This is a genomic window from Stenotrophomonas sp. TWI1183, from assembly GCF_039673115.1.
Classification (GTDB): domain Bacteria; phylum Pseudomonadota; class Gammaproteobacteria; order Xanthomonadales; family Xanthomonadaceae; genus Stenotrophomonas; species Stenotrophomonas maltophilia_AA.
On record NZ_JBDJKZ010000013.1, the window covers coordinates 74,961 to 101,125 of the forward strand.

Annotated in this window: 21 protein-coding genes; 15 read left to right on the forward strand and 6 right to left on the reverse strand. The window is 67.9% G+C overall.

The genetic code is table 11. The annotated features are described in order from the left end of the window. Positions 1-32: 32 nt before the first annotated feature. Both ABE434_RS12995 and ABE434_RS13000 read right to left on the reverse strand, forming a co-directional pair. On the reverse strand, positions 33-1,997 hold the full coding sequence (locus ABE434_RS12995; RefSeq protein WP_346479158.1) for a DUF3857 domain-containing protein: 1,965 nt from the start codon (positions 1,995-1,997) through the stop codon (positions 33-35). A 78-nt stretch (positions 1,998-2,075) separates the two neighbouring features. Then, complete coding sequence (locus ABE434_RS13000) at positions 2,076-4,433, reverse strand: DNA translocase FtsK (protein WP_176988989.1); 2,358 nt, start codon at positions 4,431-4,433, stop codon at positions 2,076-2,078. A gap of 255 nt (positions 4,434-4,688) precedes the next feature. Here ABE434_RS13000 and trxB point away from each other — a divergent pair, with 255 nt between their 5' ends. The 5 genes from trxB to ABE434_RS13025 all read left to right on the forward strand — a co-directional run bounded on the left by trxB (position 4,689) and on the right by ABE434_RS13025 (position 8,536). After that, on the forward strand, positions 4,689-5,651 hold the full coding sequence (trxB, locus tag ABE434_RS13005) for a thioredoxin-disulfide reductase (RefSeq protein WP_346479138.1): 963 nt from the start codon (positions 4,689-4,691) through the stop codon (positions 5,649-5,651). A gap of 114 nt (positions 5,652-5,765) precedes the next feature. Continuing rightward, positions 5,766-6,902 carry a GNAT family N-acetyltransferase gene (locus tag ABE434_RS13010; RefSeq protein WP_346479139.1) on the forward strand — a complete coding sequence of 379 codons (1,137 nt, stop codon included), beginning with the start codon at positions 5,766-5,768 and terminating at the stop codon, positions 6,900-6,902. Beyond that, positions 6,899-7,648: a leucyl/phenylalanyl-tRNA--protein transferase gene (gene aat, locus ABE434_RS13015; RefSeq protein WP_346479140.1), complete on the forward strand. Its 750-nt coding sequence runs from the start codon at positions 6,899-6,901 to the stop codon at positions 7,646-7,648. The genes ABE434_RS13010 and aat overlap by 4 nt, the downstream gene beginning before the upstream one ends. 86 nt (positions 7,649-7,734) lie before the next feature. Further along, positions 7,735-7,953: a translation initiation factor IF-1 gene (gene infA / locus ABE434_RS13020; protein WP_005409596.1), complete on the forward strand. Its 219-nt coding sequence runs from the start codon at positions 7,735-7,737 to the stop codon at positions 7,951-7,953. A gap of 202 nt (positions 7,954-8,155) precedes the next feature. After that, positions 8,156-8,536 (forward strand): hypothetical protein, encoded by a 381-nt coding sequence (locus tag ABE434_RS13025; RefSeq protein WP_346479141.1) that lies wholly within the window; start codon positions 8,156-8,158, stop codon positions 8,534-8,536. A gap of 75 nt (positions 8,537-8,611) precedes the next feature. Here ABE434_RS13025 and clpA read toward each other — a convergent pair whose 3' ends face one another. Beyond that, positions 8,612-10,891, reverse strand: coding sequence for an ATP-dependent Clp protease ATP-binding subunit ClpA (gene clpA / locus ABE434_RS13030; protein ID WP_346479142.1), 2,280 nt, complete (start codon positions 10,889-10,891; stop codon positions 8,612-8,614). Between the two features lie 130 nt (positions 10,892-11,021). Between clpA and ABE434_RS13035 the strand changes: the two genes are divergently transcribed. After that, positions 11,022-11,828 carry an APH(6)-I family aminoglycoside O-phosphotransferase gene (locus ABE434_RS13035; RefSeq protein WP_346479143.1) on the forward strand — a complete coding sequence of 269 codons (807 nt, stop codon included), beginning with the start codon at positions 11,022-11,024 and terminating at the stop codon, positions 11,826-11,828. A gap of 16 nt (positions 11,829-11,844) precedes the next feature. Here the strand turns inward: ABE434_RS13035 and clpS are convergent, their stop codons facing one another. Next, positions 11,845-12,177, reverse strand: coding sequence for an ATP-dependent Clp protease adapter ClpS (gene clpS / locus ABE434_RS13040; RefSeq protein ID WP_176988996.1), 333 nt, complete (start codon positions 12,175-12,177; stop codon positions 11,845-11,847). A 95-nt stretch (positions 12,178-12,272) separates the two neighbouring features. Between clpS and ABE434_RS13045 the strand changes: the two genes are divergently transcribed. From ABE434_RS13045 to ABE434_RS13075, 7 genes are all read left to right on the forward strand, one after another. Beyond that, positions 12,273-12,737: a hypothetical protein gene (locus ABE434_RS13045; RefSeq protein ID WP_179458965.1), complete on the forward strand. Its 465-nt coding sequence runs from the start codon at positions 12,273-12,275 to the stop codon at positions 12,735-12,737. Between the two features lies 1 nt (position 12,738). Beyond that, complete coding sequence (locus ABE434_RS13050) at positions 12,739-13,200, forward strand: NUDIX hydrolase (protein WP_346479144.1); 462 nt, start codon at positions 12,739-12,741, stop codon at positions 13,198-13,200. Further along, positions 13,197-14,336 (forward strand): tRNA 2-thiouridine(34) synthase MnmA, encoded by a 1,140-nt coding sequence (gene mnmA / locus ABE434_RS13055; protein ID WP_346479145.1) that lies wholly within the window; start codon positions 13,197-13,199, stop codon positions 14,334-14,336. The genes ABE434_RS13050 and mnmA overlap by 4 nt, the downstream gene beginning before the upstream one ends. Next, the gene (hflD, locus tag ABE434_RS13060) at positions 14,333-14,947 is read left to right on the forward strand and encodes a high frequency lysogenization protein HflD (RefSeq protein WP_179458968.1); all 615 of its coding nucleotides are present in this window, start codon (positions 14,333-14,335) and stop codon (positions 14,945-14,947) included. Before mnmA ends, hflD begins: the two co-directional genes overlap by 4 nt. A gap of 133 nt (positions 14,948-15,080) precedes the next feature. Next, positions 15,081-16,271: a methyl-accepting chemotaxis protein gene (locus ABE434_RS13065; RefSeq protein WP_319209347.1), complete on the forward strand. Its 1,191-nt coding sequence runs from the start codon at positions 15,081-15,083 to the stop codon at positions 16,269-16,271. 98 nt (positions 16,272-16,369) lie between these two features. Continuing rightward, positions 16,370-16,675, forward strand: a complete 306-nt coding sequence (locus tag ABE434_RS13070; RefSeq protein WP_346479146.1) for a hypothetical protein — start codon at positions 16,370-16,372, stop codon at positions 16,673-16,675. 47 nt (positions 16,676-16,722) lie between these two features. Then, complete coding sequence (locus tag ABE434_RS13075) at positions 16,723-17,895, forward strand: crosslink repair DNA glycosylase YcaQ family protein (RefSeq protein WP_346479147.1); 1,173 nt, start codon at positions 16,723-16,725, stop codon at positions 17,893-17,895. Positions 17,896-17,982: 87 nt separating this feature from the next. On the opposite strand, the gene ABE434_RS13080 is transcribed toward ABE434_RS13075, so the two are convergent. Beyond that, a complete protein-coding gene (locus ABE434_RS13080; RefSeq protein WP_346479148.1) occupies positions 17,983-20,766 on the reverse strand; it encodes an EAL domain-containing protein in 2,784 nt (927 codons plus the stop codon). A 150-nt stretch (positions 20,767-20,916) separates the two neighbouring features. Here ABE434_RS13080 and ABE434_RS13085 point away from each other — a divergent pair, with 150 nt between their 5' ends. Both ABE434_RS13085 and ABE434_RS13090 read left to right on the forward strand, forming a co-directional pair. Beyond that, a complete protein-coding gene (locus ABE434_RS13085; protein ID WP_346479149.1) occupies positions 20,917-23,022 on the forward strand; it encodes a PAS domain S-box protein in 2,106 nt (701 codons plus the stop codon). A 4-nt stretch (positions 23,023-23,026) separates the two neighbouring features. Next, complete coding sequence (locus ABE434_RS13090; protein ID WP_176989007.1) at positions 23,027-24,778, forward strand: EAL domain-containing protein; 1,752 nt, start codon at positions 23,027-23,029, stop codon at positions 24,776-24,778. A gap of 153 nt (positions 24,779-24,931) precedes the next feature. Here ABE434_RS13090 and ABE434_RS13095 read toward each other — a convergent pair whose 3' ends face one another. Then, positions 24,932-26,155: an ATP-binding protein gene (locus tag ABE434_RS13095; RefSeq protein WP_179458974.1), complete on the reverse strand. Its 1,224-nt coding sequence runs from the start codon at positions 26,153-26,155 to the stop codon at positions 24,932-24,934. Positions 26,156-26,165: the final 10 nt, after the last annotated feature.

The following is a 26,165-nucleotide window of genomic DNA, read 5'->3' on the forward strand; positions in this document are numbered from 1 at the left end:
TATGCGCTGGAACCACCGGGTCCGAACGCCCGTCACGGCCCAGCTTGGACCGTCTTCAGGTCGCCATACACCACCTGCCCGCGGAAGCCGCGCCGGACCTGCTGGTACAGCGCGCGGAAGGCGGCGTAATCCTGCGGCTGGCACAGCGCATCCGCCCCGCGCACGGCGCGCTGGTGCAGGCGATGCTGCACGGTGACCACCTGCCCTTCGCGCGACCAGTCCACCCGGTACTCGCCGGCGGCATTGTCGAAGCGCTGGCTGCGCGGGATCGCGACGATCGGCACGTTGGCCGGGAACGTGAGCTGGTAGCGCTCATCGCGCAGGCTGTCGTTGCAGTAGAACGGCGTGGCGTTGTCCGGTGCCGAGGTGCTTGCGTACAGATCACGGAACGAGTCGCCACCCGGTGCGTCGGGCAGCACCATGCCGCCGACCACGCCGAAATCGACGTAATCGCCAGCCCGGAAGTCGTAGCGGAAATTGAACGGCCGGGTCAGGTCCTGCGGATCGCCGAGCAGCGTCAGCGCGCCACTGCCATCGAAGCCGGAGGCGGCCATCATCGACTCTTCGGCCCGCGCCCGGTTCTGCGCGTTGAGCCGTGCGAACGCCGCCCGCATGCCGATCTCGGCCACGCTGCTCGGCTGCTGCACGGTCTGCCCGACCAGGTTGCCGGCGACGTCGAAGCGGAAATCCACCTCCAGGCCGGTGCCGTTGCGGGTGGCGTCGTTGGCAGGCGTCCGCGCGACCTTCGCCTGCCGGGTGTGCAGCACCGGCGCACCCAGGTCGCCATCGGGCAACTGGCCGAAGCGCGCATAGGCGGTGGTCGAATCCAGGTACAGGTCGAACTCGGGCAGGTAGGTGATCGCGTGGTTGAAGCGGCCCAGCAGCGGAATCGCCGGCAGGGTCGGCCCGCCCCCGGCGCCGATCAGTACCGGCGTGCTCTCGATGCCGCGCGCCGCCAGCAGCGCTTCCAGGATCACCACGTGGTCCTTGCAGTCGCCGTAGTGGTTGTCGAGGATGCTCTGCGCGGGATTGGGTTCCAGCCCACCGTTGCCGAGGTAGACGGCGACGTAGCGGATGTTCTGCGACACCCAGCGGTAGAGCACGGCGGCCTGCTCGCGGCGGTCGGTGATGCCGCGGGTGAGATCGTCGGCCAGTGCCTGGATCTGCGGGGTCACCGCGGCCGCCTCGCCGCCCTTGCGTTGATAGGCCTGCGCCACCTGGGCCCAATCCCGGTACGTGCTGGCCATGATGCCCGGGCTGTACTCCCATGGCGCGGCCGACCAGTTCTGCGCGCTCAGCGGCTCGCTGCGCCGGTACTGCCACTCCCACCGCGCCAGCCCGTCGCGGATGCGCGGCGTGGTGCTGCCCTGCACGCCGCGCTGCTCCACCTGCATCGGCAGGTTGGCCGGCGCGGTCAGCGTCACCCGCGCGTCGTCGTACGGCGTGAACACGCTGAAGGTCTCCCACAGGCCGAAGTAACCCGGAAAGTACGGCGTGTTCTGGGTCCGGCGGGTCTGGTAGACCACCCGCGTGCCGGGCGCCAGATTGGGGAACACGACCACGCGCACCTTGCGGTCGGCATACATCGCCGCGGCCGCGCTGGAGTAGCTTTCCTGGGTGTAGATGCGGTCGGCCGGCACGTCCCGGCGCTGGCCATCGGCGGTCAGGGTGTAGGCCTGCAGCACCTCCAGCGTTTCCATCTTCTCGCTGTAGCTCAGCCGCACCTGGCTGAACTGCTCGACGGCCGATTTGGTCTTGAGCAGAATTTCGTACTCTTCGGTCTGCGTGTTGCCCGCATCGGGGCGCACCACGTAGTCGGCGCGATACCGCACGAAACTGAAATTGTTGCTGGCCTGCGTTTCAGCGCCCGCGGCCGGGCCGCCCTGCCCGCCCGCGGTGGTCGGTGCCGCGGGCACTGCGGGTGCCGGCGCGGGCTGGGCATCGGCCCACGCCATTGTCGGCGCGAGCGTCATGGCACCCAACATCGTCCAGATCATCGGCTTCATCGCAGGTTCCTTGTGCTCGGCAACACCCGGGCGGCGCCCGGGTTCCATCCAGCCAGGCCGAGCCCGGCGTTACTTGGGCGGCGGCGGCGCCAGCACGCTGCGGTCGCCGTTGTGCTCGGGCGGGCTGACCACGCCCGCTGCTTCCATCGCTTCGATCAGGCGCGCGGCGCGGTTGTAGCCGATCTTCAGGCGGCGCTGCACGCCGGAGATCGACGCGCGACGGGTTTCGGTAACGATGCGCAGGGCCTCGTCATACAGCGGATCGGACTCATCGCCGCCACCGCCGCCCGCCTCCGGCAGGCCGCCGGGGCCGACCACCACGCCATCGCCCATCATCTGCACTTCGTCCAGCACGCCGGTGATGTAATCGGTCGGGCCGCTGGCCTTGAGGTGCTCCACCACCCGATGCACTTCCTCATCGGAGACGAACGCACCATGCACGCGGTCCGGCAGCGCCGTGCCGGGCGGCAGGTACAGCATGTCGCCGTGGCCGAGCAGGGTTTCCGCGCCGGACTGGTCGAGGATGGTGCGCGAATCGATCTTGGAACTGACCTGGAAGCCGATGCGGGTCGGGATGTTGGCCTTGATCAGACCGGTGATCACGTCCACCGAGGGACGCTGGGTCGCCAGGATCAGGTGGATGCCGGCCGCACGCGCCTTCTGCGCCAGGCGCGCGATCAGCTCTTCGACCTTCTTGCCGACGATCATCATCATGTCGGCGAATTCGTCGATGAAGATCACGATGAACGGCAGCGTCTCCAGCGGACGCGGGGCTTCGCCGAGCTCCGGGTTCGGCTTGAACAGCGGGTCCATCATCGGCTGCCCGGCGTCCTGGGCATCCTTGACCTTCTTGTTGAAGCCGGCCAGGTTGCGCACGCCCACCGCGCTCATCAGCTTGTAGCGGCGCTCCATCTCGGCCACGCACCAGCGCAGGCCGTTGGCGGCCTCCTTCATGTCGGTGACCACCGGCGCCAGCAGGTGCGGGATGCCCTGGTAGACGCTCAGCTCGAGCATCTTCGGGTCGATCATCAGCATCCGCAGGTCTTTCGGCGAGGCCTTGTACAGAAGGCTCAGCACCATCGCATTGACCGCCACGGACTTGCCCGAGCCGGTGGTGCCGGCGACCAGCAGGTGCGGCATGCGCGCCAGGTCGGCCACGGTCGGGCGGCCGGCGATGTCCTTGCCGAGCGCCAGGGTCAGCACGCTGGCCGACTTGTCGTATTCCTTGGAGCGCAGCAGCTCGGAGAGATAGATCATCTCGCGGGTGACGTTGGGGATTTCCAGACCCACCACCGACTTGCCCGGGATCACATCGACCACGCGCACCGACTTCACCGACAGCCCGCGCGCGATGTCCTTGTCCAGCGAACTGATCTGGCTGACCTTGATGCCCGGGGCCGGCTCGATCTCGAAGCGGGTGATCACCGGCCCCGGATACGCACCGACCACCCGGGCGTCGATGCGGAAATCCTTGAGCTTGAACTCGATCTGGCGCGACAGCGTCTCCAGCGTGCCCTCGTCATAGCCCTTGGGCTGCGGCTTGGGATCGTCCAGCAGCGCCAGCGGCGGCACGTCCGAGCCATCGCCGTTGACCCCGCGGAACATCGGAATCTGGGTCTCGCGCTTGGCGCGGTCGCTCTTCTCCAGCACCGGCTCCGGGCGCGGCTCGATCTTGACCGGCTCGCGCTTGGCGCGGACCTCGGCGTCGACCTTGCGCACTTCCTGGCGTTCCTCGCGCATCGCGCGGGTCTGCTGCCACTCGGTGGCCTGCTCTCTCTTCTTGTTGAACAGCGGCGGCAAGGCCAGCACCCAGTTGCCGATCTTCTCCATCACCACGAACCAGGAAATACCGGTCGCCAGGGTGATCGAGGCCAGCAGCAGCACCAGCACGAACAGGTTGGCGCCCAAGGCGCCGAAACCGACACTGAGCGAGCTGCCGACCAGTTTGCCGAGGATGCCGCCGGCGTGGGCCACATCGGCGACGAACAGGCGCAGGTGCAGGAAGCCGGTGCCGGCGATCAGGAAGCCGACCAGGCCGACCAGGCGCAGCGCGGGATCGAGATCATGCTCGCCCTTGGCCTCGCGCTTGAGGCCGAACATCGCGATCCAGGCCAGTGCGCCCAGCACGATCGGCAGCACGAAGGCCATGTAGCCGAACAGCTGCAGCAGCACGTCGGCGATCCAGGCGCCGGCGCGGCCGCCCATGTTGTGGACCGGCGCGACCACGCTGCCGGTATGCGACCAGCCCGGATCGGTGGCCGAGTAGGTGAACAGACTGGCCACCAGATACAGCAATGCCGGGGCGACCGCGATCAACCCCAGATCGCGCCACAGGCGCTGCCGGCGCGGATTGTCCACGCTGGCCGGTTTGCGCGGCGCTGCCTTGCTGTCGGACGCCTTGGCTCGTTCCGGGACCTGTTTCGCCACCTTAGACCACACCTTGGGAATGCACTGTTAGTGCTTGATAATAAACGACTGGACCCTACCCCGGTAGGTGTCGGCCGCCGGCCGGCACGGCCCGCGTCAAAACACCGGCGCAGGGAGGTCAGTCGCGCTCGGCGGGTCGCCACGTTCCACTGCGCGCCTTGAATCGCCCCGCCCCTGCCGCCACTCTATGACTTCGCTCGGATGCCGCGCAATCACTGTGCAGGCACCCCGTCCTACCTTCTATTGCGAGCTTACATGAGCAACTCCAAGCACTCCCGCCTGTTGATCCTTGGTTCCGGCCCGGCCGGCTGGACCGCCGCCGTCTACGCCGCGCGCGCCAACCTCAAGCCCGTCGTGATCACCGGCCTGCAGCAGGGCGGCCAGCTGATGACCACCACCGAGGTGGACAACTGGCCTGGAGATGCGCACGGCCTGATGGGCCCGGACCTGATGAGCCGCATGCAGGCGCACGCCGAGCGCTTCGAGACCGAGGTCATCTTCGACCACATCCACACCGCCGATGTCTCCCAGCGCCCGTTCAAGCTGATCGGTGACAGCGCCGAGTACACCTGCGATGCCCTGATCATCGCCACCGGCGCCACCGCCAAGTACCTGGGCATCCCCAGCGAAGAGGCCTTCAAGGGCCGCGGCGTGTCGGCCTGCGCCACCTGCGATGGTTTCTTCTACCGGGACCAGGACGTGGTCGTGGTCGGCGGCGGCAACACCGCCGTGGAAGAGGCCCTGTACCTGTCCAACATCGCCCGCAAGGTCTACCTGGTCCACCGCCGTGACACCCTCAAGGCGGAAAAGATCATGCAGGACAAGCTGTTCGCCAAGGTCGCCGCCGGCAAGATCGAGACCGTGTGGCACCACCAGGTCGAGGAAGTGCTGGGCAACGAGGCGGGCGTGACCGGCGTGCGCGTCAAGTCCACCCTGGACGGCAGCACCCGCGACATCGAGGCCCACGGCTTCTTCGTGGCGATCGGCCACCACCCCAACACCAGCCTGTTCGATGGCCAGCTGACCATGAACAACGGCTACCTGGACATCCGTTCGGGCCTGGGCGGCAACGCCACCCAGACCTCGGTGGAAGGCGTGTTCGCTGCCGGCGACGTGGCCGACCAGCATTACCGCCAGGCGATCACCTCGGCCGGCTTCGGCTGCATGGCCGCGCTGGATGCCGAGCGCTACCTGGATGCCAAGGGCCAGGCGAGCTGATCCCACGCCCGTTCCGCGCAGCACACGAAGGCCGGTGAATCATTCACCGGCCTTTTTGCTGGGCGGGACCGTCCCCGCGCGCTGCGCCCGCCCCCGCTGCTCTATCCTCTGTCCATGCCCGATCCACGTTTCCTGCACCGTCTGTCCGATGTCCCCGCCGCTGCCTGGGACGCCCTGCACGACGGACGCAACCCGTTCCTGTCGCACGCCTTCCTCGCCGGCCTTGAAGAACACGGCTGCCTGCGCCCGGAGTGGGGCTGGCGGCCACGCCACTTCACCCTGTGGGAGGGCGACGCCCTGGTGGCGGCGATCCCCGGCTACCTCAAGGACAACTCGCACGGCGAGTTCGTGTTCGATCACGCCTGGGCCCACGCCTATGCCCAGCACGGGCTGGACTACTTCCCCAAGTGGCTGGGCGCGGTGCCGTATTCCCCGGTGACCGGACCCCGCGTGCTTGCGCGCACGACCGAGGACCGCGGCGCCCTGCTGACACTGCTGGCAGGCGAAGTGGCGCGCCTGGGCTGGTCCTCCGCCCACGTCAATTTCCATCCTGCCGACGAAGACCCGGCCTTCAGCCCGGACTGGCTGTTGCGCGAGGACATCCAGTTCCAGTGGCACAACCCCGGTGGCTGGCAGACCTTCGACGACTTCCTCGGCGCGATGGACCACAAGCACCGCAAGAATATCCGCCAGGAGCGCGCCAAGCTCGCGCGCAGCGGCGTCACGTATCGCATCGTGCAGGGGGATGAGGCCACCGAAGCCGACCTGCGCGCCATGCACGGCTTCTACCTGCAGACCTTCGCCGAGTACGGCAACTCGCCCGCCCTCACGCTGCCGTTCCTGCAGCATCTTGCCCGCACGATGCCGCGCGCGCTGGTGATCTTCCTGGCCCTGCTCGACGGGGAGCCGGTGGCCGGTGCGCTGTGCCTGCGCGGCGCGGATACGTTGTACGGCCGCTACTGGGGCGGCGCCACGTTGCCCGGGCTGCACTTCGAGACCTGCTATTACCAAGGGATCGCCTACTGCCTGCGCGAAGGCCTGGCCCGCTTCGAGCCCGGCGCTCAGGGCGAGCACAAGCTGGCCCGCGGGTTCCTGCCGCACACCGTACGCAGCCGCCACTGGATCGCCGAGCCCGCCTTTGCCGAGGCCTTGGTGGCGTGGTGCGCACAGGAGCGCGTCGAGGTCGCCCACTATGCGCGGGTGCTGGCGGCGCACAGCCCGTTCAAGGCCGACAAGGTCGACCCGGCATGAGCCGCCGCTTGCCCTGGCGCCTGGACGATGCATCCGACGCTCCGTTCCCGCCCGCGGAGACCGCCCTGCGCGATCCCGACGGCCTGCTCGCGCTCGGCGGAGACCTTTCCCCGGTGCGGCTGCTCAATGCGTATGCGGGCGGCATCTTCCCGTGGTTCTCCGAGGGCCAGCCGCTGCTGTGGTGGTCGCCGGACCCGCGCATGGTGTTCCGCACCGACGCCGTGCACCTGTCCAGCCGCTTCCGCCGTTCGTTGCGGCAGAGCACGTGGACGCTGCGGGCCGATACCTGTTTCGAGCAGGTGATCGATGCCTGCGCGGCCAGCCCGCGCCCGGGCCAGGACGGCACCTGGATCACCCGGGACATGCGCGATGCCTATGTCCACCTGCACCGGCTCGGCTTCGCGCACTCGGTGGAGGTGTTCGACGACGCGCGGCTGGTCGGCGGCATCTACGGGGTAGCGATCGGGCGGATGTTCTTCGGGGAAAGCATGTTCAGTGCGGCATCCGGCGGCTCCAAGGTTGCCTTGGCCGGCCTGGCCCATCGGCTGGCCGGCTGGGGCTGGCCACTGATCGATGCGCAGGTGGAAAACGACCACCTGCTGCGCATGGGCGCCGAACACTGGCCGCGGCAACGCTTCCTCGCGTTGGTGCGTGAACAGGTCCAACAGCCAGCTGCCGCAGGCGATTGGAGCGATCTGTTCGGTACGCTGGCCGCCGCCGCCCTGGCCGATCCTGGCGCGCCTTAACCAAAACTTTGCATCAAACGCCCGACGCGCGTAAAATGCCCGCTCTTCAGGCCAGCTCGGCCGGTTACAGAACTGCACAGGACTACATGTCGAAAGACGACTCCATCGAGTTCGAGGGCACCGTCAGCGAGACGCTGCCGAACACCACTTTCCGCGTACGACTGGAAAATGGGCATGAAATCATCGCCCACATCTCCGGCCGCATGCGCAAGAACTACATCCGCATCCTGACGGGCGACCGCGTCAAGGTCGAAATGACCCCGTACGACCTGACCAAGGGTCGCATCACCTACCGCATGAAGTAAGCGGTCCGGGGGTTGTTCCCGCCAGAAGGCCAGCCAGGTGCTGGCCTTTTCGCGTGGGCGTCATTCAGTGCGGCAGGCCCCACCCTGCCATGCGGCACCCTGACCCAGTGCACCCTGACGTCGGTCAGGATGCCTTGATGCAGATTCGCCCTGGCACGCAACGGTCCACTCTGGCTCTCGATCCAATCCGGATCCCGACCCGATGGCCCCCGCCATGAAGCGCCCGACCTCCCTGTTCCTGCTCGCCACCTGCCTTGCCGCCGCCGCGTCCGTCCAGGCCGCCGAACCGGCCGCGCCCGCCGACTGCATCACCCTGTCCCCGGACAAGCAGGTAGTGCGCAACCGTGCCGACCGCGATGTACTGCTGCGCAATGGCGACCAGCACTATCTCGTCCGTTTTGCCCGCTCCTGCAGCAGCGCCGCCATGTCGCCCAAGCTCGACTTCGCCACCCCGGGCCAGGACGGCCAGCTGTGCGGTGGCGGCGTGAGCAAGCTGCAGACCAACAGCCAGAGCTGTGACGTGGCCGCGGTCGAGCCCCTCACTGCAGAACAGTTCAATCGCAAGGCCCGCGCCCGCCGCTGAGCAGGCACCGGTCCGCGCACAGAAAAGCCCCCTTGCGGGGGCTCTTCCTTCACCTCGACAGGTTCGGCCGCGCGATTACACGGTGGCCGGCAACAGGCGCTCCGGCTCGGCCTCGGTCTCGACGAACAGCTGGTCGTCGCGTACATCGATGCTGACCCGACCGCCGTTGACCAGCTTGCCGAACAGCAGCTCGTCGGCCAGCGGACGCTTGATCTTGTCCTGGATCACGCGGGCCATCGGGCGGGCTCCCATCAGCGGGTCGAAGCCATGGTGGGCCAGCCAGTCGCGCGCGGTCGGCGTGGCCGACAGGCTGACGTGCTTTTCCTGCAGCAGCATTTCCAGCTCGATCAGGAACTTGTCCACCACGCGCAGGATGTGCTCGAAGCCCAGCGCCTGGAACTGCACGATCGCATCCAGACGGTTGCGGAACTCCGGCGTGAAGCTCTTGCGGATCACTTCCATCGCGTCGGTGGCATGGTCTTGGCGGGTGAAGCCGATCGACCGCCGCGAGGCCTGCGCCGCGCCGGCATTGGTCGTCATCACCAGGACCACGTTCTTGAAGTTCGCCTCACGGCCGTTGGTGTCGGTCAGCACACCGCGGTCCATGACCTGCAGCAGGATGTTGAAGATGTCCGGGTGGGCTTTCTCCACCTCGTCCAGCAGCAGCACGCAGTGCGGGGTCTTGACGATCTTCTCGGTCAGCAGGCCACCCTGGTCGAAGCCGACATAGCCCGGAGGCGCACCGATCAGGCGGCTGATCGAATGCGATTCCATGTACTCGCTCATGTCGAAGCGGACCAGCTCGATGCCCAACTGCAGCGCGAGCTGCTTGGTGACCTCGGTCTTGCCGACGCCGGTCGGGCCGGAGAACAGGAAGTTGCCGATCGGCTTTTCCGGATTGGCCAGCCCCGAGCGGGCCAGCTTGATCGCCGAGGACAAGGTCTCGATGGCTGGATCCTGGCCGAAGATCACCATCTTCAGGTTGCGCTCCAGGTGCTGGAGCACGTCCTTGTCGGTCGCGCTGACCTGCTTGGCCGGAATCCGCGCCATCTTGGCGACGATGGTCTCGATCTCCTCGATGTCGATCAGTTCCTTGCGCTCACCGTCCGGCAGCAGGCGCTGGCGGGCACCGGCTTCATCGATCACATCGATCGCCTTGTCCGGCAGCAGGCGGTCGTTGATGTGCTTGACCGACAGATCCACCGCGGCCTGCAGCGCGTCATCGGCGTAGGTCACGCCGTGGTGCGCTTCGTACTTGGGCTTGAGACCCTGCAGGATTTCGTAGGTCTCGCCCACGGTGGGTTCCACGATGTCGATCTTCTGGAAACGCCGGGCCAGGGCCCGATCCTTCTCGAAGATGCCGCGGTATTCCTGGAAGGTGGTCGAGCCGATGCAGCGCAGCTCGCCGGAGGCCAGGGCCGGCTTGATCAGGTTGGAGGCATCCATGGTGCCGCCCGAGGCCGAGCCGGCGCCGATGATGGTGTGGATCTCATCGATGAACAGCACCGCGTTCGGCAGCTTCTTCATCGCGGTCAACACGCCCTTCAGGCGCTTTTCGAAATCGCCGCGGTACTTGGTCCCGGCCACCAGGGCGCCCAGGTCCAGCGAGTAGATCACCGCATCGGCGAGCACGTCCGGTACCGAGCCTTCCACGATGCGCTTGGCCAGGCCTTCGGCGATCGCGGTCTTGCCCACGCCGGCCTCGCCCACGTACAGCGGGTTGTTCTTGCGGCGGCGGCACAGGACCTGGATGGTGCGCTCGATCTCATCGGCGCGGCCGACCAGCGGGTCGATCTTGCCGTTGCGGGCCTGGTCGTTGAGGTTGCTGGCGAACTCGGCCAGCGCATCGCCCTTGCCCTCGCCTTCGGCGCCCTCGGCGCGGCCCTCGCCATCGGCGGCAGGCGGCACTTCGCCCTCCTCGCCCAGCTTGGCGATGCCATGGGAGAGGTAGTTGACGATATCCAGCCGGGTCACATCCTGCTGGTTGAGGTAATACACCGCATGCGAGTCCTTCTCGCCGAAGATCGCCACCAGCACATTGGCGCCGGTGACCTCCTTCTTGCCCGAGGACTGCACGTGGTACACGGCGCGCTGCAGCACACGCTGGAAGCCCAGGGTCGGCTGGGTATCACGCCCGTCATCTTCGGCCAGGCGGGAGACCGAGGCCTCGATGGCCTGTTCCAGTTCCTGGCGCAGGCGCTCGGCATCCGCACCGCAGGCCTTCAGGACAGCCTGGGCGGACGGGTTGTCGAGCAGGGCCAGCAGCAGGTGTTCCACCGTCATGAATTCATGCCGGGCCTCACGGGCGCGCTTGTAGCACTGTCCGATGGTGTGTTCGAGGTCTTTACTGAACATGATTAACTCCGGCGGCTGTTGGGAACAATATGCGGCCAACCATCACGATTTCCATCACCCTAGCGGATCAGTGCGTTCATACGGCGTTAGCACTCCGCCGATCGCGCCCTCTATTGGACGAGCATCCATCATGCACGAACTTCCGGCCACGAAATGGCAGCTTCACCGTGACGGCGATGTCATCGAGACCCCGCGGGGCCGACTCTGGCCAGTACGCCTGCCCGACGGCACCCCGGCGATGTTGAAGATGAGCACGCATGCCGAAGAACCCAACGGCCACCTGCTGCTGGACTGGTGGGACGGCGACGGCGCCGTGCGGGCGCTGGGCCATGAGGGCGACGCCCTGCTGATGGAGCGCGCGGTACCGGGCGACTCCCTGCGCGCGATGTCCATCGAGGGGCGCGACACGGAGGCGACGGCCGTGCTGTGCGCGGTGCTGGAAAAGCTGCATCGGCCCCGCGCGGACCCACCGGACGGCCTGGTGCCGCTGCACGAATGGTTCAGGGAGCTGCTGGTGCCGACGGTGACGCTGTCGCCATTGCTGGAACAGTGCAGATCGCTGGCGGAGGGGCTGCTGGCCGATCAGCGCGAGCAGCGCCCGCTGCATGGCGACCTGCACCACGACAATGTGCTGGCATTCGGCGCACGTGGCTGGCTGGCGATCGACCCCAAGCGCCTGCAGGGCGACCGCGCCTTCGACTACACCACGCTGTTCACCAATCCGGACCTGTGCGGGCCCGGCATCCACGTGGCTGTGCGGGAGGACCTGTTTGAACGCCGGGTCCACCAGGTCAGTACGCTCGGCGGGCTGGACCGGACACGGCTGCTGCGCTGGATCGCGGCCAGCGCAGGCCTGTCGGCAGTGTGGTTCCTGGGCGACGGCGATCCGGCGCAGGTCGATCTGGCCGTGGCGCGGATGGCGCTCGAGCGGCTGTAGCGGAGGGCTTCCGGCCTCAGCCGCTGGCCTTTTCCATCGTGCACAGCAGCGGATGCTGGTTCATGCGCGAGAATTCGTTGACCTGGGCAACCTTGGATTCGGCGACCTCGCGGGTGAACACCCCGCACACGCCGCGGCCGCGGGTATGCACGTGGAGCATCACCTGGGTGGCCTTGTCCAGGTCCATGGAGAAGAAGTGCTGCAGGACGGTCACCACGAAATCCATCGGGGTGTAGTCGTCGTTCAACAGCATCACCTGGTACAGCGGCGGCGGCGCGACCTCGGGACGTGCAGGCTCAAGCAGCACGCCGTGGTCGTGATGAGTTTCGTGGGAAGTCTCGCGGGGCATCCCCCCATTATAGGGCCCCGCTCCGCCGGATTGGACGTCGCCCCCTGCGGCCCTTCACAATCTGCACTCTCCAACCAGACGTTCACAGGGATTTCATGAAAAGGATTGCTGCCGCACTGCTGCTGGCCGTGACTGCCACCGGCGCCCATGCGGCCGAGCCGGACAAGGCCGTCGGGCGTGCACTGGACAAGCTCGACTACACCTACGAGGTGGACGAGGACGGTGACTACAAGATGGTCTTCGACATGGACGATGGCCGCAGCCAGCTGGCCTTCGTGCGCTCCACCGTCGAGGAGTTCGGCAAGCACACGATCCGTGAGATCTGGTCGCCGGCCTACAACGCGCCGGGCAAGCAGTTCCCCGCCGCGGTGGCCAACCGCCTGCTCGAGGATTCCCAGGATGCCAAGATGGGCGCCTGGGTGAAGCAGGACCAGCTGGCGATGTTCGTGGTCAAGGTCGACGCCAACGCCACGCCGGAGGCGCTCAGCGACGCGATCGATGCCGCTGTCCGCACCGCCGATGCGATGGAGCTCGAGCTGACCGAGCAGGACGAGTACTGAGGTGAGCGCCGTGCAGGAACCGCGCTGGACGCCCCATGTCACCGTGGCCACCGTGGTGGTCCGTGACGGGCGTCTGTTGCTGGTCGAGGAGGCGATCGACGGTCGCCAGGTGCTGAACCAGCCGGCCGGGCACCTGGAGCCGGACGAAAGCGTGGCCGCTGCCGCGGTCCGCGAAACACTGGAGGAAACCGGCTGGACGGTGCGCCTGAGCGCCTTCATCGGCACCTACCAGTGGACCGCCCCGGACGGCACGCCGTTCCTGCGTTTTGCCTACGCGGCCGAGGCGCTCTCGCACGATCCCGCGCGTCCCCTCGACACCGGGATCCTGCGCGCGCTCTGGCTGACTCCGGCCGAGTTGAAGGCCGATCCGGCCCGCCTGCGCAGCCCGCTGGTGTGGCAGGTGGTCGCCGACTACCTCGCCGGCCAGCGCCATCCGCTGTCGCTGGTGAAGGAGGTCGCATGAGCACCCCACGGATCATGGTCGGGGTCTCCGGCGGCGTGGACTCCTCGGTCGCGGCCTGGCGGCTGGTCCAGCAGGGCGAGCCGGTGGCCGGCCTGTTCATGCAGAACTGGGCCGACGACGGCAGCGGCGACTGCCGCGCCGAGGATGACCGCCGCGACGCCGTGGCGGTCTGCGGCCTGCTCGGCATCCCGTTCCACTTCCGCGATTTCTCCGGCGAGTACTGGCAGGGCGTGTTCGAGCACTTCCTGGCCGAGTACGCGGCCGGGCGCACGCCCAACCCGGACGTGCTCTGCAACCGCGAAGTGAAATTCAAGCATTTCCTCGACGCCGCGCGTGAGCTCGGCGCCGAGCGCATCGCGACCGGGCATTACGCCCGCATCGCGCAGGTCGGCGGGCGCTGGGGGCTGCTGCGCGGCGCCGACCGCAGCAAGGACCAGAGCTACTTCCTGCACCAGCTGGGCCAGGAACAGCTGGCCGCCACGCTGTTCCCGATCGGCGACCTGCAGAAGAACGACCTGCGCCGGATCGCCCGCGACGCGCGGCTGCCGACCCACGCCAAAAAGGACTCGACCGGGATCTGCTTCATCGGCGAACGCGACTTCCGCGAGTTCCTCGGCCGTTACCTGCCGGCGAAGACGGGTGAGATCCGCGATCCTGATGGCGCCCTGATCGCCGAACATCCCGGCGTGTTCTACTTCACGCTCGGCCAGCGCGAGGGCCTGAACATCGGCGGCGTGCGTGGCCGGCCGGCCGCGCCGTGGTACGTGGTGGGCAAGGATGTCGCCAGCAACGTGCTGTATGTCGACCAGGACCGCGAGAGCCCCTGGCTGCAGTCGACCCGGCTGCATTCCGAAGTCGCCCACTGGATCGCCGGCGCTCCGCCCGCGCGCCGGTTCGACTGTACCGCCCAGACCCGCTACCGCCAGCCGGATGAACCGTGCACGGTCACCGTGCGCGACGATGGCACCCTGGAGGTGCGCTTTGCCCGGCCGCAGCGTGCCGTCACCCCTGGTCAATCGCTGGTGTTGTATGACGATGAGGTCTGCCTTGGCGGCGCCGTCATCGCCGCCACCGATGCGCCACTGGAACAGCGCCTGCGCGCCACCCCTTCTCCTTTCGAGGTATCTGCTGCATGAGTTTTTCCGTCGACGACCGCGTTCTTGCTCTGGCCGGCATCGCCCAGGCCCTGCAGCAGGTGCGCCGCATCGCCGAGACCGGCCACTCCGAAGCCGCCGTGGTCCGCACCGCGGTGGACAGTGTGTTCCGCATCGACGCGGCCAGCCCGCAGGAGATCTACGGCAGCGCCAGCAATGTCGCCCCGGGCCTGCGCCTGCTGCACAACTACCTGAGCAGCCAGGGCCAGGACGAGCACGTGCCGCGGCTGGCGCTCTCGGTCCTGCAGCTGGAGCGCCGCTTCGTGCGTGAGCACGCGCTCGTGGCCAAGGTCAGCACCGGCATCGAGCGTGCCCAGGCGCAGGCCAGCGAGCTGGGCGACAGCGCCCATCCCGACGTGCTCGCCGCGCTGGGCGGCCTGTACGCCGACACCATCAGCAACCTCAAGCCGCGCGTGATGGTCCAGGGTAACCCGCACTACCTGGGCCAGGCCGGCGTGGTCGCCGAGATCCGCGCCCTGCTGCTCGCCGCGGTCCGTTCGGCGGTACTCTGGCGCCAGACCGGCGGCCAGTACTGGGATTTCCTGTTCTCCCGCAAGACCATGCTGGAAGCGATCGCCCGCCAGCTGCGCTGACCTGTGCAGCCACCCATGGGGTGGCTCTACATGGGGGCCGGAACGTGCGGTTTTTGATCGAATGTGTGGTGCAGGACTAAAGCAAACCGGGGTACGGCCGATACAGCATCCGTGCACCTCCCCGAGAACGTCCATGTACTCACGCCTCTTCATCCGCCTGGCCGCCCCCCTGGTCCTGACCCTTCTGCTTCCCTTTGCCATTGGCTTCGAGTGGCCGGCCGCCCTGCGTTGGGCGATCCTGACCACGATGACGCTCAGCTGGCTCGGCTTTGCCTGGTGGTCGGCCCGCGCCCAGACCCAGCGTTCGCCTGAACAGGCCCGCATCCTGCGCGAGCAGGACCAGCTGTTGACCGAGCTGCGCTCGTTCGTCGGCAACGAAATCGACGGCTCGCGTGGCGAAGTCGAACGTGCCCGCGACCTGATCCGCCACGCGGTCAGCGGCCTGGGCAGCAGCTTCGATGCCATGAACCGCAAGTCGCGCCAGCAGAGCCAGGCATTGGCCCGCATCGTCGACCGTGCCGGTGAAGACGGCGGTGCCGGCGTGGACGTGGCCCGTTTCGCCCAGCATGCCAGCCAGCGCATGGAGCAGCTGGTCGAAGCGCTGGAGCAGGTCAGCGGCCAGAGCAGCAACACCGTGCAGCACATCGACCAGATGGCGCAGCACCTGGATGGCATCTTCGCGCTGCTGGAAGACGTCAAGTCGATCGCCGACCAGACCAACCTGCTGGCGTTGAACGCCGCCATCGAAGCAGCGCGTGCCGGTGAAGCCGGTCGTGGGTTCGCGGTGGTTGCCGACGAGGTCCGCAACCTGTCCGAGCGCTCGACCACCTTCAACGAGCAGATCCGCAAGCTGGCGCACAGCTCCAAGGACGCCATCGCCAAGGTCCGCGAGACGGTTTCGCACATGGCCTCCCGCGATATGGATCGTTCCCGCGAAGCGCGCCACGAAGCCGCGCAGATGCTGGACAACGTGGCCCAGATCAACGCCTCGCTGGGCGATGGGATGCGCGAGATTTCCGAGTGCGGCCGCGCCATCGACAGCAGCGTCGCCGAAGCGGTCCGCGCCCTGCAGTTCGAGGACATCGCGACCCAGGCCCTGGGCGGCGTGCATACCCACCTGGATCGCCTGACCGCGATCAACCGCGAGGCCGTGGCCCTGCAGGAACTGCTGCACCGCAGTGGCGGCGTGTTCGACGAAGAGGTCGTGACCGCCCTGCAGCGCACCGGCACCCGCCTGCGCGACATGCGCACCGAATGGGAGCGCCCGCCGCACAAGGCGGTCGCCCAGCAGAGCATGGCCGCCGGCGCGGTCGAACTGTTCTGATCCAGCGGTAACGTGCCGCACGCGGCACACCCTGCGGCCCCGGTACCCCCGGGGCCGTTGCGCTTGCACTCCCCGCCCTCGCTGCAGATGATGGTCCGATGTTGAATGCGTCCGTGTTGTCCGTTGCGTCCGTTGTCCCCGCCGAGCTGGAACCGGTGGTGCAGAGCAGTGACGGGGTCGTTCCCGTTGCCCTGCCTGCAACCTTGGCGGCGCCGGTCACCCCGCTGCAGGGGCGCGCCCTGATTGAACGGCTGGAGCAGCTCGCCCGGCAGGAACTGGCGCAGCTGGCCAGGCACCCCTCGCACGCTGTTGCCACCCTGCCCTCCGCCATCGATCCCGCCATCGCTGGCCTGGCGTGGGACCTCGGTTTGAGCGGTGATGATCTGGACGCGGCTGCGCGTTGAGGGTGCGACAAACCGATATCCTCCAGCCCTGCATCGGGTGAGAGCGCATGACAGTTCGGCTGAGACAACTGGCAGTGCACGCCCAGGGACTGGGGTCCTCCTCTCGCTTCAGTGCGGGGATCGACGGCGCGCTTCAAGCCGTCTCGCATCTGGGCTACGTCCAGATCGACACCCTGTCGGTCATCGAGCGCGCACATCACCACGTGCTGTGGAATCGGGTCCCTGGCTACGACCCGGCATGCCTGAACCAGCTCATCGGCGAGAAAAAGCTGTTCGAGTACTGGTTCCACGCCGCTGCCTACCTTCCGATGCGCGACTATCGCTTCGCGCTGCCGCGAATGGCCTCTATACGCACGGGGGAAAGCCGCTACCTCTGCAACGGCGATCCACGCCTTATGAAGGAGATCCTTGCGCGGATCCGCTCAGAGGGGGCGCTCAGGCTGCGGGACCTTGAGACGGGTGACACCGGCAGCGGCAGCTGGTGGAGCACCGGTCCGGGCCGTCGTGCCGTCGAAACGCTCTTCATGCGCGGCGATCTGATGGTCTGCGAGCGCCGCGGCGCCGAGAAGCGTTACGACCTTGCAGAGCGCTGCCTGCCGGATGATCTGGACCTGAGCATCCCCGATGATCACGAGTACGCCGGCCATCTTTTCGATACCACGCTCAGGGCACACGGCGTCTTCACCGCGTCCCAACTGCTGCATCTCCGGAGCGGCAAGGCGCTCCGCGCCGCCATGCGCGACGTTGTCCATGATCGGATCGCTGCAGGCAGCATCCAACGGTTGAAAGATCTCAAGGGTCTGGACGTCTACGTCGAGAATGCTGCGCTGGAATCCGCACCTGCCTCCCGCAAGGCGGTCACGATTCTCTCGCCCTTCGACAACCTGGTCATCCACCGTGATCGCCTCAGTGCGCTGTTCGGCTTCGACTATCGGATCGAGTGCTATACCGCTGCCCCTAAACGCGCGTTCGGCTACTTCTGCCTGCCCGTGCTGTTCGGAGACAGGCTGGTGGCGCGGGTCGACTGCAAGGCCCACCGCGGAGAAGCGCGGTTCGAGGTGATCAGCGCACACTGGGAAGGGGCCGCGGATCGGAATGAGGTCCTGCCGCATCTCGCCAGTGAGCTCCAGCGCTTCGCCGGGTTCAATGGATGTACCACGCTCGATGACGCTGCCCTGAGCAAGCGCGCAGGTCGGCCGAGGGCGCTGCAACGGGGCTAGCGACACCCTTGGCGCCGCCTCCGCCTCCGCCTGGCCGGCAGTGCCATGCCAGGCGCATGGCCCGTCAGGAGGCGACGCGGGCCATCCTCACACGCTTTGCGTCACCGCCACATAGCTCTCGCGCGAGGGCGCCTGGGTACCGAGCTTCAACCACTGCGCCAGATCGCGCGGCGCCAGCGGACGCGAATACAGGTAGCCCTGGATCTCGTCGCAGCCCTGGCGACGCAGCATCGCCTCTTCCTGCTCGGTCTCCACGCCTTCGGCGACGACTTTCATGCCGAGCGCGTGGCCCAGGTGCACGATCGCCTGGGTGACTTCGGCGGTGCCGGCGTCGTGCAGCATGCCCTGCACGAAGCTGCGGTCGATCTTCAGGCGGCCGACAGGGAAGCGGTTGAGGTAGTGCAGGTTCGAGAAGCCGGTGCCGAAGTCGTCCACCGCCAGCGGCACGCCGTGGCGCTCGAGGACATCGAAGCAATGCCGCAGCACATCGGTGTCGCGGATCAGGGCGGATTCGGTCAGCTCCAGCTCGAGGCGCTGCGGTGGCCAGCCGTGGGCGTGGCAGATATCGATCACGCGCTCGGCGAAGCCGCGGTCGCGCAGCTGCACGGCCGAGACATTGACCGCCACGCGGTCGAACTTCAGGCCGGCGGCGTCCCACGCGGCGGCCTGGCGACAGGCTTCGGCCAGCACCCAGTCGCCGATCCGCACGATCTCGCCGCACTTCTCGGCGATCGGAATGAACTCGGCCGGGCTGCAGTAGCCGATGCCGGGACGATGCCAGCGCAGCAGCGCCTCGATCGCAGGGGGCTGGTCGTTCTCGGCGTGCAGCAGCGGTTGGTAGGCCAGGGTGAACTCTTCGCGTTCGATCGCGCCCAGCAGCGCGTGCTCGATCTCCAGCTTGCGCTGGATCTTGGCCAGCGCGTCCTGGCTGTAATACTGGTAGGTATTGCGCCCGGCTTCCTTGGCCGCGTACATCGCCGCATCGGCGGCGCGCAGCAGTGATTCGAAATCCTGGCGGCTGTCGTCGAGCATCGCGATGCCGACGCTGGCGCCGACCTTGAGCGTGCTCTCGCCGCGGTGCAGCGGCTCGGCCAGCGAGGCGATCAGCTTGCGTGCTACGTGGCCGGCATCTTCCGGTGCTGCCAGGTCACGCAGCACGACGATGAACTCGTCGCCACTGAAGCGGCCGAACAGATCGTTGTTGCGCAGGCTCTGGTGCAGGCGCGAGGCGGCCGCCTTGAGCAGCGCATCGCCGGTGGCGTGGCCGAAGGTGTCGTTGATCGTCTTGAAGCCGTCCAGATCGATGAACAGCATTGCCAGCGGGCTGCCGCGGTCGCGGGCTTCCTCGATGGCGTCGGCGGTCTGCTCGCGCAGCAGCATCCGGTTGGGCAGGCCGGTGAGCAGATCGTAATGGGCCAGCAGTTCGATGCGCTCATTGGCCTCGCGCTCGCGGGTGATGTCACGGAACAACACGACGAAGCGGGTCGGCAGGCCGTCGCGCCTGTCCAGTTCGATCAGCACCTGGACCCAGATGCGCAGCCCGGACTGGCGGTAGAAGCACAGGTCCAGCTGCTCGGGCAATCCGCCGTCGGCGATGCGCAGCAGGGCCGCCTCGAAGGCGTCGCGCGAGTCCTGGGTGTACAGGCCCAGCGCCTGGTCCAGGCTGATCGGCTCCTTGCGCAGCCCATGGATGCGGTAGCACTCCTCGGTCCACTGCATGTGGCGGGTGCCGACCTCGATCTCGCAGCCGCCGATGCGGCCCAGCGCGGAGACCCGGTTGAGCAGCTCGGTGCGCCAGCGGATCAGCGCATCGGTCTGGTGTTGTTCGGTGATGTTCTGGACCTGGCCCAGCAGGCGCTGGATGCGTCCGTCCGGGCCGATCAGCGGCTGCATCCACACGCGCAGGTGCAGCGCGCCGGTGCCACGGACCAGCTCAAGCTCCAGCGTGGTCGCCGCGCCATCGCGCCACATGCGGCGCCAGGCGCCGCGCAGCCGGCCACGCGATTGCGGCTCCAGCTGCCGCAGCCAGTGGCGTCGGCCGTGCATGGAATCCTCGCCCATCTCCAGCAGCGCCCGGAACTCGGGCGACCACCAGAACCGGCGTGCCTCCGGATCCCAGGACCAGCTGCCCATGCTCGCGATGCGCTGGGCTTCGCGCAGGTGCACCTGCTGCTCGCGCAGCTGGGCTTCCATCTGCTTCTGGGCCTGGATGTCGGTATGGGTGCCGACCATGCGCAGCGGTTGCCCGTCGGCGGTGCGGGTCACCACCCGGCCGCGGTCCAGCACCCAGCGCCACCCGCCGTCCGGGTGGCGCGCGCGAAACTGGGCGGTATAGGCGTCGCTCTCGCCGCGCAGGTGCGCGTCCATCGCCACGCGCACTGCGGGCTGATCATCCGGGTGGACGTTCTCCAGCAGGGCGCTGACGCCCTCGGCGCGGACATGGGAGTCTTCCACGGGCTGGCCGTCCCAGCGTCGAGAGCGGCGCACGCTGTCGCTGGGCAGGTCCCAGTCCCACAGGCCATGCCCGGCATGGTCCAGCGCCAGTTCCCAGCGGCTGCCCGCGTAGGTGGCGACCGGCTCGGGCACGCTCAGGGTGAAGGCCAGCAGGTGCCCATCCGGATCGTGCACGGCGCGCATCCAGCCATCGAACCGGCCGCCGGGCCCGCCGGGAAGCTGGCAGGGCACCAGGCCGCCGTCGGCGGCGAGCAGGCGCAGGTCTTCCAGTACCTCGCCGTATGCAGCAATCGTGGCCGGCAGGCCATGCTCGCGTGCGGCCGGGTTGGCGGCGATCGGACGACCGGCACGGTCGAGGATCACCAGCGCCGAGGCCAATGGGTGCTGCAGCAGACTCGCGATAATCCCTTGGTCCACGCCCTGTAACTCCGATAACGCACCCGACAACCGGGGAACGCAATCGTTAACGGCGGGCGCTGCGGATTATTGAGTTCCCTCGCGCCCTGCATCCTCACCCGGGGCAGGTAAGATGACGCTTGCCTTGTCCGATTGGCCCCGCCCTGCCCCATGTCCACCCCTTTGCCAGGCCCTTCCGAACGCGCTGCCGAACCCCCTCTCGCCCGCGATCTGCGCCGCGACCGCTGGCGCGTGGTCGTGGCCTATCTGGTCCTGGCCCTGGTCTGGATCCTGTGCAGCGACGCGGCGGTCAAGGTGCTGGCCGGTGACCTGCAGACGGCCGCGCAGTGGCAGACCCTCAAGGGCACGTTCTTCGTGGTGGCCAGCGCGGCACTGATCTATCTGCTGCTGCGCCCACTGGCCCAGCACGTGCTGCATACCCACGCGCGGCTGGAGCATTCGGAAACGCGCCACCGGCAGATGTTCGAGGGCAATCCCGGGCCGATCCTGGTCTATGACCTGGAATCGCTGGCGATCCTGGACGTCAATCCGGCTGCCGCAGGGTTCTTCGGTTTCAGCCGCGAGGCCTTCACCGCGATGCCGATCACCGCGTTGTGGCCGCCCGGCCACGAGGCGATGCTCGCGGCCAAGCTGGAGCAGATCCGCGCCCATCCCGAGCAGCTGTGCGTGATCACCGCCGATCTGCGCCTGAGCGATGGCAGCACACGGCGCATGGAGATGCGCAGCAACTTCATCGATTACGGCGGCCGCCGCGCGCGCCTGCTGATCGCGATCGACCGTACCCGCGAAGACCAGGCCCTGCTGCGTCGCGACCAGGCCTTGGCCCGGGTCGAGGAAGCGCACGAAATGGCGCGCATCGGTGCCTGGGAAATCGACCCGACCACGGGCCTGGGCCGCTACGCCAACCAGGTCTATCGCCTGCTCGGCCGGCGCCCGCCCGAGGCCCGGCGCTGGCACCGCTTCGACGAGCTGCTGGTCCCGGCCGACCCGGCCACGGCGGCGCTCAGCGAACAGCTGCTGCAGGAGATGAGCTCCGGCGAGCCGGTGCAGATCGATGTGCTGCTGCCGCTGCTGGCGATGGACGGGCGCGCCCTGATGGTGCACCTGCGCGCCGAGAGCGGCCAGGATGATGCCGGGCGCCCGCGCGTGCTGGGCACGCTGCAGGACGTCACCGAGCGCGAGCAGTCGCGGCGCCTGCTGCGCGAGCGCGAAGAACAGTTCCGCGAGCTGGTACGGGTGCTGCCCGACGGCGTGGTGATCCTGTCCGAAGAACACGTGCTGTATGCCAACGCGTGCGCGGCCACCCAGTTCGGCTACGGCCACAACACATTGCTGGGCGAGCCCCTGGCTGCGCTGGTCACCGCCGATGACCTGCCCCGCGTGCGCGCCCAGCTGTTCGCGCAGTTGCCGCCGCAGAGCGCGGGCGCGGGCGAGGTGATCGGCATGCGGCGCTTCAACGGCCACGCCTTCCAGGCTGGGCTGGCAGTCGGCGACGTACGCTACGGCGGGCGCGACTGCAAGCTGCTGATCGTGCGCGACCTCAGCGAGCCCGAGCGCATCCGCGAGGCGCTGGAAACCAGCAACCGCGAGCTGCAGGCCATGGCCGGGCGGTTGTTCTCGCTGCAGGAAGACGAGCGCCGGGCCATCTCCCGCGATCTGCACGACGACATCGGCCAGGCGATCACCGCGATGAAACTGTCCGCGTATGCCGCGCAGGACGAGCAGGATGCCGCCCGCCGCGACGAGGACCTGGCCCAGATCATCCAGTTGGCCGACGCGACCGTCGGCAAGCTGCGCGACATCTCCACCCTGCTGCGCCCACCGCAGCTGGACGCGCTGGGCCTGGAAGCGGCACTGCGCTGGCAGGCTGGCGTGCTGTTCCGCTCGGCGGCGATCGAGCTGCTGCCGGATATCCAGTCGCTCCCGCGGCGGCCGGCCGGCGACATCGAACAGGCCTGCTTCCGCATCGCCCAGGAAAGCCTCACCAACGTACTGCGCCACGCACGCGCCAGCCAGGTCAACCTGCACCTGCGCGATGTCGACGACCACGGCCTGCATCTGCAGGTGCGCGACGACGGCGAGGGCTTCGACCCGGACGGCCCGCGCGGGCTGGGCCTGATCGTGATGCGCGAGCGCGCGCAGAGCGTGGGTGGCACGCTGCGCATCGAATCGGCGCACGGTGCCGGTACCCTGATCGACCTTTACCTGCCGTACCGCGCCACCGGCGCGACGGCTCACGACGCACTGGAACACTGAGCTCATGTGGAACCCTTCTCTGCCCCTGGTCAGCATCGAAGATGCCCCGCCCCGCCTGGGCGCCGGCAATCCCGAACTGCAGGCAATGGTGACCGAGGCCGCCTCGGGCGGCACGCCGCTGATGCTGATGCACGTGGATATCGACCACTTCGCCTCGGTCAACGAGAACATGAGCGCCGAGGTCGGTGACCAGGCACTGGTGCTGGTCGCCCAGCGGCTGCAGCACCACCTGCGCGGCCGCGGCAAGCTGTGGCGGCACGGCAGCGACGAGTTCCTGCTGGCGGTACCGCGCACGGCCGACATGCCGCTGCCGGAAGACCTGGCCGAGGAGATCCGCCAGCAGCTGGAGCTGCCGCTCTCGGTGCTGCCGTACACGCTGTTCATGACCGGCAAGCTGGGCGTGAGCCTGTGCCCTGAGCATGCCACCGGGGTGTCGCGCCTGCTCGACCATGCCGAGGACGCGCTGTACCAGGCGGCCCGCGAAGGCGGCAATGCGGTGCGCATCCATGCGGTGGACACGCCCTCCAGCGCGCACAGCGAGAGCATCATCGCGCGCCAGATTGTCGACGCCATTCCCAATGGCGAGCTCAAGCTGCGCTACCAGCCGCTGGTCAGTGCCCGCGACGGACACGTGGTCGGCATGGAGGCGCTGCTGCGCTGGCAGTCCCCGACCCTCGGCATGCTGGTGCCGGAGCGCTTCATGCGCACCGCCGAACGCCTCGGCATCATCGTGCAGATCGGCACCTGGGTGCTGGAAGGCGCGCTCAAGCAGGCCAAGCTGTGGCGCGACCAGGGCTTCGATGACTTCACCATCGCGGTCAACGTCTCCACCCTGCAGCTGCTGCGGCCCAACTTCTTCGCCGAGGTGATGTCGCTGATGCAGGCCGCCGGCGTCCCGGCGCAGATGCTGACGCTGGAGATCAATGAAAGCGCGCTGACCAACAACGTCAACTTCGTCCACGAAACCCTGGTCAACCTGCGCAATGAAGGCATCAGCCTGAGCCTGGACAATTTCGGTACCGGCGATTCCAGCCTCAGCGCGCTGGTCCGCTATCCGGTGGACAAGCTCAAGATCGACCGCAGCTTCATCAAGAGCGCGCCGGCCGGCAACCGCGAGGCCGCGATCGCGCGCGCGATCATCGCCATGGGCCACCAGCTGGGCATGACGGTGATCGCCAACGGCGTCGAATCGCAGGCGCAGCTCGGCTTCCTGCGACGCAACGACTGCGACGTGTTCCAGGGCTATCTGTTCGGTGAACCGATGTCGGCCGATGCGGCCGGCATGACCCTGCGCCGGCGCTACCTGCGCCCGGAGGCCTTCGCCGAGACGCGTCCGGACCGGACGCTGCTGCTGCTGGACGACGAAGAGAACGTGCTGCGCTCACTGGTACGCCTGTTCCGTCGCGATGGCTACCGGATCCTGGCCGCGGGCAACGTGCGCGATGCGTTCGACCTGCTGGCGATCAACGACGTGCAGGTGATCCTGTCCGACCAGCGCATGAGCGACATGAGCGGCACCGAGTTCCTGGGCCGGGTGAAGATGCTCTATCCGGATACGATCCGGCTGGTGCTGTCCGGCTACACCGACCTCAACACGGTGACCGACGCGATCAACCGCGGCGCGATCTATCGCTTCCTGACCAAGCCGTGGAACGACGACGAACTGCGCAAGCACATCCACCAGGCGTTCCGCACGCATGAAGAACAGCGGCGTGCCAACACCGCCCCGGTGGCGGCCGCGCCGACCGCCGACTGAAAGGCGCGCGGCCCGGTAGTGCCGGGCCGAGGGCGGCGCCCCCGGGGGAGAGAGGGTGGGGGGGGGGCGGCGCCGCGGCGGGCCGCGCCCGGGTCCAAGGGATAGCTGATGTCTGCGAGGAGCCGGCCAGCGGCCGGCACGACCCGTGTCCGATCAGCGCGGCTGCTTGATCGGCAGCACCAGCCGGAACCGTGAACCCACGCCCGGCGTGCTGTCCAGGTCGATGCGGCCGTGGTGCTTGTTGATGATGCTGTAGGAGATCGACAGGCCCAGGCCGGTGCCGCTGCCGACCGGCTTGGTGGTGAAGAACGGATCGAAGATGCGCTGGCGCAGGTCCGGCGAGATGCCGCCGCCGGTATCTTCGAACTCCACCCAGACCGTGTCGCCGTCCACCCCGGTGCGCACGTTGATCGTGCCGCGATCGGCGATGGCGTGGCCGGCGTTGAGCAGCAGGTTCATGTAGACCTGGTTCAACTCGGACGGCAGGCACTCCACCAGTGGCAGTTGGCCGAACTCGCGGTGCAGGGTCACCTTGTACTTGAGCTCGTTCCAGATGATGTTGATCGTGGATTCCAGGCCCGCATGCAGGTCGACCAGCTTCCACGACTCATCGCGGCCGGAATACGAGAAGTCCTTCAGGTCGCGCACGATGCGCGTCACCCGCTCGATGCCCTCGCGCGATTCGGCCATCAGCTGCGGCAGATCGCGGCTGATGAAGTCGATGTCGAAGCGCTGGCGGATGTCGTCGATTTCCGGGATCAGCGCCTTCGGGTCCGGCGCACGCAGGGCCCGCTCGTAGGCTTCGATCACGGTGAACAGGCTGCGCAGGTACTCCTGCAGGCTGCCCAGGTTGGAGTGCACGTAACCGATCGGGTTGTTGATCTCGTGCGCCACGCCGGCGGCGAGCTGGCCGATCGAGGCCATTTTCTCCGACTGCAGCAGTTTTTCCTGGGTGCCGTTGAGGCGCAGGTAGGCCTGGCGCAGCTCGGCATGGCGCTGCTGCAGCTCGCGCTCGTAGTCTTCCTGGCCTTCGATGCGCCGGAACAGCGCCAGGTAATGCCGCTGGCCGCCATCGTCGTGATGGTAGACATGCGCGATGACCATCCGCTCGCCAACCGGCAGGCTGCCGTTCCAGTGGCCGTTGAGGCGCGCCTGTTCCAGCGCGTCGGGCGGCAGTAGTTGGCGCAGCCATTGCGCCGGGGTCAGCTCGGCGTCGCGTTCGTCCTGGCCGAGGATTTCGCTGACCGCGGCGTTGGCCAGGGCCACGCTGCCATCCTCGCGGAACAGCAGCACGCCCTCCTTGATCCGTTCAAACAGGGCAAGCAGGACCGGATGCGGAGGCAACGGCGCGGTGACAAGGGCGGAAGTTACGGTCACGGTCACATCG